This is a genomic window from Pantoea wallisii (assembly GCF_002095485.1).
In the GTDB taxonomy this organism is placed as follows: domain Bacteria; phylum Pseudomonadota; class Gammaproteobacteria; order Enterobacterales; family Enterobacteriaceae; genus Pantoea; species Pantoea wallisii.
On sequence record NZ_MLFS01000001.1, the window covers coordinates 143,386 to 152,472 of the forward strand.

Genomic DNA, 9,087 nt, shown 5'->3' on the forward strand with positions numbered 1-9,087 from the left:
AAAATCGCACGGCAAAATCGGCGGGTGCGCAAGTATGTGCACCCGCTACTCTCAGATATTCTCCAGATCCAGCCCGCGCGTCTTCGGACCGTAAATCCCTACCGACAGCATTACCATCAGCATACTCAGCACAATGAAGCCAATCACGCCTTCGCTACCGGCGTATTGCAGGATCAGGCCAATCAAAATACTGCTAAAGGCGGTAGAGATGCGGCTAAACGAGTAGCAGAAACCCACCGCGCGGGCGCGGATGTGCGTCGGGAAAATTTCGGTCTGATACGCGTGATAGCTAAATGTCAGCCAGGCGTTGCTGTAGGTGATCAGGAAACCGCACACCACCATCAGCAGCGGATTGCTGGTCAGTGCAAACAGCGTACCGAACACCACCGTCATCAGCGATGACAGGACAATCTGCCACTTATTCTCGAGCTTATCCGCATAGCGGCTGCAGATCAGTGAGCCGAGCGGATAGGCGAGGGTAATGAAAAAGGCATACAGCAGGCTGTGTGTCACGGTGGTGCCTTTCCCGGAGAGCAGCGCCGGCAGCCAGTTACCGAAACCGAAAAAGCCAATCGCCTGGAAGAAGTTCATGACCACCAGCATCAGCGTGCGTTTACGATAGGCCGGCGCCCAGATCTCACGGAAACGCCCTTTTTTGGGCTCGGATGCAGTGGCAGCGTGCTGAGAGAAATCCTCGCCTGGCGTAATGCCGCAGCGGATCTCCATGGCGCTCAACACCTGATGCGCCTCCTGATGACGTCCCTGCTGGGCCAGCCAGCGAGCCGATTCCGGCAGGTTTTTACGCACCAGCCAGATCACCAGCGAGCACACGGCACCGGCAATCACTACCCAGCGCCAGCCTTCAAGGCCCAGAATCGTTTGCGGCACCAGCCACCATGACATCAGCGCCACGGCCGGCACCGACAAAAACTGGATGAAGAATGAGAAGGCGAACGCGCGGCTGCGCAGATGCGCCGGCACCCACTCAGACAGATAGGTATCAATGGTGACCAGCTCGACGCCGAGGCCAATGCCCACCAGGAAGCGGCAGAGGATGATCATCTCGGCGCTCTGCTGAAATGCCATCAGCAGCGAAAACGCGCCGTACCACGCCAGCGCGCACATAAAGGTCAGGCGGCGGCCAAAGCGATCGGCATAGGGTGCCAGCAGGCTCGCGCCAAAGAACAGGCCGAGAAACGTCGCCGAAGCGAAAGCCGCCTGATCGTTAATGCCGAATACGCCCGCCGTGCCGGTGTGAAACACCCCTGCGGCCAGCAAGCCGGAGCTGATATAGCCCGTTTCGAAAAGATCGTAGAGTTCAAAGAAGCCGCCAAGCGCCAGCAGCGAGATAAAGCGCCAAAGGCCTGCGGAAGCGGGCAGAGCGTCAATACGCCCGGCTAAGGTGCGGCGATCGCTCGCCGTCCAGGTGGTGGTCATGATGGGTTTTACCTCGGTGTTTGCAGGGCTCGCCCGGTTGTCATTGGTTTTTGAAAGCGTTAACCGTTAGCAAGCGAAGAAATAGCAGAATAATCAATTCGTCAGGGGTTGCCGAGAGGCGCAGCGGTGACATTTTTGCAATCTGCGTTGCAGTTCACCGAAATGTGATCGCCATCCGTGGCGCAGCGTCAGGGAAGATGTGGCCAGACACCCGGTCCAATCGGCAGGCCCAGCGCGTACCACACCAGCAGCAGTACGATCCAGGTAATGAAGAACACGACCGGATAGGGGAAGATCAGCACATAATAGGTGCCAAGCTGGGCATCTTTTTGATAACGCTGCAAAAAGCCGAGGAACAGCGGCAGGAACGGTGACATGGGTGCCAGCGGTAATACGGCGGAGTCGGCGATGCGGAAGATCATCTGCGCAAACGCCGGATGGAAGCCGAGCAGCATGAACATTGGCACAAATACCGGAGCCAGAATCGACCAGATTGCCGAGCCGCTGGCGATAAACATGCAGAGAAACGCTGACAGGAACATCAGGCCGAGAAATGCCGGTGCGCCGCTGATGCCTGCGCTCTCCAGCACATCGGTCAGGCCAATCGCCATGAACTTGCCCATGTTGCTCCAGTTAAAGAACGCCACGAACTGCGACAGCGGAAACACCATCACAATAAAGCCCGCCATGCTCTTCATCGGATCGACCAGCAGTTTTGGCACATCGTCAGCGTGACGAATCTGTTTGGTTACCGCGCCGTAGGCAATCGCCACAACAAAAAAGAACAGGATGATGATCGGCACAATGCCCTGAATAAAGGGCGAGGGAATAATGCCGCCGGTTTTTGGATGGCGCAGCGGCGCATGTTCCGGCACCACCAGCAAGGCCAGCAGCGCGATAAACACCAGCGCGGCAATGCCCGCCGCTTTCAGGCCGCGATTCTCCAGCGCGGTGAGCGGCGGCAGGCGATCGCTATTACCGCCGTTCCAGACGGGCAGACGCGGTTCAATAAATTTATCCGTCAGGATGGCGCCGGCCACGGTCAGCACAATCACCGAGCTGGCCATAAAGAACCAGTTATCAATCACGCTCACGTGCACGGTATCGCTCACCGCTTTTGCCGCTTCGGTGCTGATGCCGGAGAGCAGCACATCGGTGGTGACGATCAGCAGGTTGGCGGTAAAACCGGACGCCACGCCGGCAATCGCCGCGAGTAAACCGGCCACCGGATGGCGTCCGACGGCGAGGAAGATCAGCGCACCAAGCGGTGGCATCACCACCAGCGCCGCATCGGACGAGATGTGGCTGAAAAAGGCGATAAACAGCACCATGTAACTGGCGTAGCGACGACTGACGCGCGAGGCCATTTTGACCATCAGCGACTGCAGCAGCCCGATCTTCTCAGCCAGCCCGGCACCAATCACCAGCGCCAGAATCGAGCCCAGCGGGGTAAAGCCGCTGAAGTTTTTGATGATGTTGGGCAGAATCCACTGAATGCCCGCGACGCTGAGCAGGTTGTTGACGCGGACCAGTTCACCGTTGGCCGGGTTTTTTACCGCCACATCGAAGCTGCTGAGAATGGCGGTGGCGATCATCAGGACGACGATCAGGTAGACGAACAGTAAGAAGGGGTTGGGCACTTTATTGCCGACCCGCTCAATCCAGCTAAACAGCTTTCCTGGGCTGCGGTTTTCCGTGGTGGCTTCCATCGATTATTCCTCGTCAGTCGTCTTATTGTGTTTGCATGCCCGCCTGGGGCTCTATTTTTTTGTAATCTTGGGTGGTGCTCAGGTCGCCATAAATGGCGATGTGTATCGTGCGCTTATCGTGACGGTCGCCATGAATGGCGATGTGTATCGTGCGCTCATTGTGACGGTCGCCATTAATGGCGACCCTACGTTGTAGGGTGCGTATTTATACGCACCGTGTTACAGAACGCACGAAATCTGATGACGCATTCATGCGCACCGCGTTGTGCGGTTATTTCAATGTTGACGGCCTGACATCCGCAGGAATCGGACAGGCGTAAGGCTGCTCGCTGCGCACGCGTTGAAACTCTTCGCGGCAGCGCGCCAGCACGGCGTCATCCTGCAACAGCGTCAGGGCGGTGGCGGCCATCACTTTCGCGGCCAGGCACATCCCTTTATGCGCAACCGAACTGCGCCCCTGCGCCACTAACTGCCAGGTGTGCAGTGGCGTGCCGAAGGCGAAGCAGGGCGCGAAACACTGCGCGGTCGGCGTGACCCAACTGACATCGCCCACGTCGGTTGAGCCATACAACAGCTCGCGCGTCACGGCGTAAGGCGCGACCTCATCCATCAGCACTTTGTCACCCAGCGCCTCTGTCCAGGCGAGCCCGGCATCGCCGCCGGTACGCGCCGCGTTAAGTCGTGCATTGCGCAGATCGTCTTTCGTTAAGGTGGCACGGACGGCGGTGGCGAACTGCTGCTCCTCCGCGCTCCATGCCGGCAGACCAAACTGCTGCAAGTTACGTTCCATTACCGCTTCCAGCGCACGGTTTGGCACGTAATTGGAACAGGCTTTATCGAAGCGCACCGTCATCTGTGTATCGGTCATCAGCGCCGCGCCTCTGGCAATGTTGATCACCCGCTGGTAGATATCCTGCGCCTGGTCAAGCTGCGGTGCGCGGATCAGGTAGAGCACTTCGGCATCGGCCTGCACCACATTGGGCGATACGCCGCCGGTGTTCGTTACCGCATAGTGCAGACGCGCTTCCTGTACGATGTGCTCGCGCAGAAAGTTGGCGCCGGTGTTCATCAGCGTGACCGCGTCCAGCGCGCTGCGCCCCAGATGTGGCGAATTGGCCGCATGCGCTGCCACACCTTTGAAGTGGAACGCGGCCTGGATATTGGCAAGCGTGCTGAGGTTGAACATGCCGCTGAAGCCCTCCGGATGCCAGGTCACGGCGGCATCGACGTCATCAAACAGCCCTTCGCGCACCATGAAGGTCTTGCCGGATCCGCCCTCTTCGCCGGGGCAGCCGTAAAAGCGCAGCGTGCCGCGCTGGCCGTGTTGCGCCCACCACGCTTTAATTGCGAAGGCAGCGGCCAGCCCGGCGGTGCCCAGCAGGTTATGGCCGCAGCCATGTCCGTTGCCGTTTTCCACCAGCGGCTGCGGCGTCGCGCAGTTCGCCTGCTGGCTTAAACCGGCCAGCGCATCGAACTCACCGAGGATGGCAATCACCGGCTTGCCGCTGCCGACGCTGGCGATGAATGCCGTCTCGATATTGCCGACGCCGCGCTCTACGGTGAATCCCTCCTGCTCCAGCGCATCGGCCAGCAGCGCGGCAGATTGCGTCTCTTCAAAGCGGGTCTCCGGTACATCCCAGATGGCGTCGCTAATAGCGCTAAAGCGCGGCTGATTTTCATTGATGTAGCGATCAATAAAGTCGTGATGGCTCATCGTGCACCGCCAAACTGCGCCTGATTCAGCGCCAGGGTAGCCAGCGTCTGTACGGCGGTTGCCATGACCGCTTCGTCAAAATCGAACTTCGCATTGTGATGGCCTGCCGCCAGCTCACAGCCGAAAATCACGTATGACGCCTGACCGCCGTGCTGCTGCACGCGCTCCAGCATGTAGGTGGCGTCCTCCGAGCCGGCCGCCTGCGGTTTGGTGTCGATCACAGAGTTAAAGATGCCAAGCGCCACCGCCTGCTGATGGATAAAATCAACCCACGGCTGACTTGGCGTGCAGCTGCGTGCGCCGCCCATAAGCTTCACCTCGTGTTCAACGCCATACATCGCTGCCGCGCCGGCGATCGTGCGCAGCGCCTGCTGATAGATATCATCATTTACCTGATTGCTGACGCCACGTGTCTCTACCTTCATCAGCGCGCAATCGGGCACCACATTGCGGCCGGTACCGGCCTGCAGCACGCCCACGTTAACGCGCGCCACACCGCCGCTGTGCTGTGGCAGGCTATGCAACGCCAGCGTGGCCTGCGCGGCCGCCAGCACGCGTTCCGCCCGGCCTCCGGATTGCCGCCGGCATGGGCACCCACGCCGGTAAAGCTGACGTCCAGCTTGGTGGTCGCCAGGAAGCTGTCACTGCCGCAAACGATTTCTCCGGCAGGCACGCCAGTACCAAGATGGATGGCGGTAAACAGATCCACATCATCGACCACGCCCGCTGCCACCATCGCTTTCGCGCCGCGCACGCCCTCTTCAGCAGGCTGAAAGATGAGTTTGATCTTACCGCTTAGCCGATCTTTCATGGTCATCAGCACCTGTGCCAGCGCCAGACCAATGGTGGTGTGTCCGTCATGGCCGCAGGCGTGCATCATGCCGGCATTGCAGGAGGCAAAGCCTTCACGCGCGGGCAGGTGATCGCTATCGCGGCTTTCGTTCTGATCCAGCGCATCCATATCCACGCGGAAACCCATCACCGGACCGGGACGACCGGTGTCCAGCGTGGCCACCACGCCACAGAAGCCGCCGGAGAAGTGGGTAATCCACTGCGGTAGCGCGCCCTGTTCCACTGCTCGCGTCTCCTGCTGCGCCAGTACGTCTGCCGGGGGCAGCCCCATACGCGCATCAGCATCAATCACTTCACGACCCAGCTGTAGTTGATAACCAAGACGGTGCAGCTCCTCCGCGACCAGCGTGGCGGTGCGGAACTCCAGCCAGCCTGATTCAGCGTACTGGTGCAGATCGCGCCGCCGCGCCTGCATGTGGGGAATCTGCGCGTTTATGAGGTCGGAGAGGGTGTTCATCGGCATTTCCTTAGTGATGTTTTTTTATGCATTCACCCGAATCTACACAATGGTATTGGGGCACATAAGATGCGAATATCTTGTGTCTGATAAACAGCGGTTATCACAAAATCATGCCGGCTAATCTCAAATTACATCAGCTGCGCGCCTTTGTTGACGTGGCGCGCCAGGGCAGTATCCGCGCGGCCAGCCGCCTCTCCGGCTTGTCACAACCCGCTCTGACTAAAGCCATCCAGGAGCTGGAGCTGGTGCTGGGCGCACGGCTTTTTGAACGGCGCCAGCAGGGCGTAACGCTAACGGCTGTCGGCGATAACTTTTTTCGCCATGCCAGTCTGGTGCTGGAGGAGCTGCGCGTCGCGCAGGAGGATATTCAGCAGCGGCTGGGGCTGGCTGGCGGGCGGGTTAACATTGGCGTGGGCGGCAGCATCGCGCGCACCGTGATGCCGCAGGTTATTACCCAGTTTCATCGTGAATACCCGCTGGTGAAGGTGCGTATCGTGGAGGGGCAGCTGGTGTCGATGGTGCATGAACTGCGCCAGGGGGCGCTGGATTTCACTATCAATACCTATGATCGGCACCATCTCGATCAGGAGCTGATTTTTGAGCGGCTGATGCAGCGCGACTATCAGGTGGTGATGCGCAAAGGGCATCCGATGGCGCATGCGCGCTCGCTGGCGGAGCTACAGCACTGCGACTGGACCATGCCGACCCCGCAGGCAGCTACTATCGCCTGCTGCACGATCTGTTTGGCGAGCTGGGCATGGCGCCGAAGATCGTGGTGACCTGCGAAACCTTTATGGCCTGTACCAGTCTGGTCGCAAAGAGCGATTTCGTCAGCATTATCTCACGCGATGTGATTGAAGATCCGACCCACGGCGGTCAGCTGATTGCACTGGATCTGGATGATCCTTTGCCTAAAGCGACGTTTTATTTGATCCAGCGAAAAGATACCGCGCTGACGCCGATGAGTGCCTATATGGCACAGCTTTTCCGGCGTTACTGCCAGCCATGACGGGGCAAAAAGGCGATCGTCTACACTTAATCTGTACGTGAAGCTAACCCAACCCATTGGCGGAGGTAACAATGCAAGTGAGCCCTTATCTGTTTCTGTATGGTCGCTGCGAAGAGGCGATTGAATTCTATCTGCAGGCTACCGGCGGCGAGATTCTGCAAAAAATGACCTTCGGCGATATGCCGGAGCAGGGTGAGCAAGTGGGTGACCAGTCCGCGCCGCCGCTGCCGCCAGAGAAGATCATGCATGCGCATCTGCGTATCGGGCAGGGCGAATTGATGCTCAGCGATGGTGACACGTCAAAGCCGCCCGCGTCTGAACATGCCGGTTACGCCGTCAGCCTGGCAACGCCGGATGAAGCAGAGGGTAAAGCGTGGTTTGAGAAGTTATCGGCAGGCGGGAAAGTGACTACGCCGTGGCAGGAGACATTCTGGTCGAATGGCTTCGGGATGTTTATCGATAAGTTCGGTATTCCGTGGCGTATCAATGTGGTGAAGCCACAGTCTTAATCTGACGCCCGGCAAGTTTTCACTGATAACGCGTTTTTCGGGTCGCCTCTTCTGGCGACCCGACTGTCAGACTTAGAAGTTGTAACCCACCACCAGGTAGTAACCCCAACCGGTCGATTTCACTTCAAACGGACCTCTGCCAAAGTTCAGCTCCTGGCCATCCGCCCACTGTCCACCGTTGTGGAAATAACGCGCCACAGTTGAAACGTGCCAGTGGTCGTAGTTCAGCGACAGGATATGGCTGGAGGCGATGGAGTTGCTGGTGCGCGAGCGGTCAGATTTGTCACGCAGATCGGAACCCCAGTCGAAGTTAGTGAAGCCGATGTAGCTCAGCTTGCCGCCCCACAGGTCGGTGATCGGGACAAAGTACTTCACTTTGAAGCGGTAGCCATCCCAGCTGTTTTCGTTAGCCGCACCGTAGTTTTCCCACTGGTATTTGGCATAGACGTTCAGAGACAGGCCGACATCGCTGTGCGTATCAATATCGGTACCCAGACCCATGTACCAGGTGTTCTGACGGTTATCGCTGTTGCGACCCATGTCATAGATGTAGTTGTTGGCGAAGTACCACTCTTTAAATGGACCAAATGCCAGGCTGGTGCCGGTCAGTTTGTCGATAGAGAAGCGCGGTTCAATCTCCATGAACATCGGCGAACCGTGATCAAACACGCCGTTAGCGTTGCTGTTACCCACGCCGAAGAAGTTGGTCAGATCCAGATAGCCGTAGAAGTCGAACCAATCTTTTTTAGTAAAGGCTTCGTATTCGAGATAGACATCGTTATTGAACTGCGGTCCGAAGCGGGTGTGATAGCTGCCTACCACGTTAACGCTCTGGTGCCACCAGTCGGAGAGGTATTGCGGGTCGCTCTCTGCCGCCTGTGCTGCGCCAGTCCAGCTGCTGGCCAGTAAGGCCCCTGCTATCAATGCTTTAAATTTCATTATTGTTAACCACATGCTTGTGATCGCCGCAGTTGCGCCGCGATCGGGTGAAATCGATCCCAGGGGATGGGCAGTGTGCTGTTTTAGCCGGTCTGAGGTGCCGGTTTTTCAGGCCCGCGTAATGTGCCTGTAACAGGGCGATAGAAAATAGATTTTGATCACGTTTGTCAAAAAGTGTTGCATTTGGATTCAGTAGAAATGTGACAAAGGTCACAATATTGCCGCGTCGCGAACGGAACTGCGCAACCGATTACGTGTCGTTAATGTGTTTTGACAGGCGCGGATGAGATCGCTTGCGCGGAGCAATAGAGCAGGTTTCGTTCGCCATGGGCAATGGCAGTTGCCGGGGAAGGGAGCCGGTTTCGTTCGCCATGGGCAATGGCAGTTGCCGGGGAAGGGAGCAGATTCCGTTCGCTACAGGCAATGGCAGTTGCAGTTTCCGCCGTGCGCGACCGGGC

The 9,087-nt window shown here is 58.2% G+C and carries 6 protein-coding genes and 2 pseudogenes; 2 read left to right on the plus strand and 6 right to left on the minus strand.

The window, feature by feature from the left end; genetic code table 11:
• Positions 1-51: 51 nt before the first annotated feature.
• From HA48_RS00610 to HA48_RS00625, 4 genes and pseudogenes are all read right to left on the minus strand, one after another.
• The gene (locus HA48_RS00610) at positions 52-1,437 is read right to left on the minus strand and encodes an MFS transporter (RefSeq protein WP_128599313.1); all 1,386 of its coding nucleotides are present in this window, start codon (positions 1,435-1,437) and stop codon (positions 52-54) included.
• A gap of 188 nt (positions 1,438-1,625) precedes the next feature.
• Positions 1,626-3,146, minus strand: coding sequence for a p-aminobenzoyl-glutamate transporter (gene abgT / locus HA48_RS00615; protein WP_128599314.1), 1,521 nt, complete (start codon positions 3,144-3,146; stop codon positions 1,626-1,628).
• A 271-nt stretch (positions 3,147-3,417) separates the two neighbouring features.
• Positions 3,418-4,860 carry a M20 family metallopeptidase gene (locus tag HA48_RS00620; protein WP_128599315.1) on the minus strand — a complete coding sequence of 481 codons (1,443 nt, stop codon included), beginning with the start codon at positions 4,858-4,860 and terminating at the stop codon, positions 3,418-3,420.
• Positions 4,857-6,169, minus strand: a pseudogene (locus HA48_RS00625) (amidohydrolase). The gene HA48_RS00620 and the pseudogene HA48_RS00625 overlap by 4 nt, the downstream one beginning before the upstream one ends.
• Before the next feature lie 113 nt (positions 6,170-6,282).
• Here HA48_RS00625 and HA48_RS00630 point away from each other — a divergent pair.
• Positions 6,283-7,181 (plus strand): annotated as a pseudogene (locus HA48_RS00630) (LysR family transcriptional regulator).
• A gap of 71 nt (positions 7,182-7,252) precedes the next feature.
• Complete coding sequence (gene yjdN / locus HA48_RS00635; protein ID WP_128599316.1) at positions 7,253-7,690, plus strand: VOC family metalloprotein YjdN; 438 nt, start codon at positions 7,253-7,255, stop codon at positions 7,688-7,690.
• Positions 7,691-7,762: 72 nt separating this feature from the next.
• Here the strand turns inward: yjdN and HA48_RS00640 are convergent, their stop codons facing one another.
• Positions 7,763-8,629 carry a nucleoside-specific channel-forming protein Tsx gene (locus HA48_RS00640; protein ID WP_128599317.1) on the minus strand — a complete coding sequence of 289 codons (867 nt, stop codon included), beginning with the start codon at positions 8,627-8,629 and terminating at the stop codon, positions 7,763-7,765.
• Positions 8,630-8,879: 250 nt separating this feature from the next.
• Positions 8,880-9,087 (minus strand): hypothetical protein (locus tag HA48_RS22235; protein WP_208613090.1); only part of this gene is annotated, 208 nt, incomplete at its 5' end.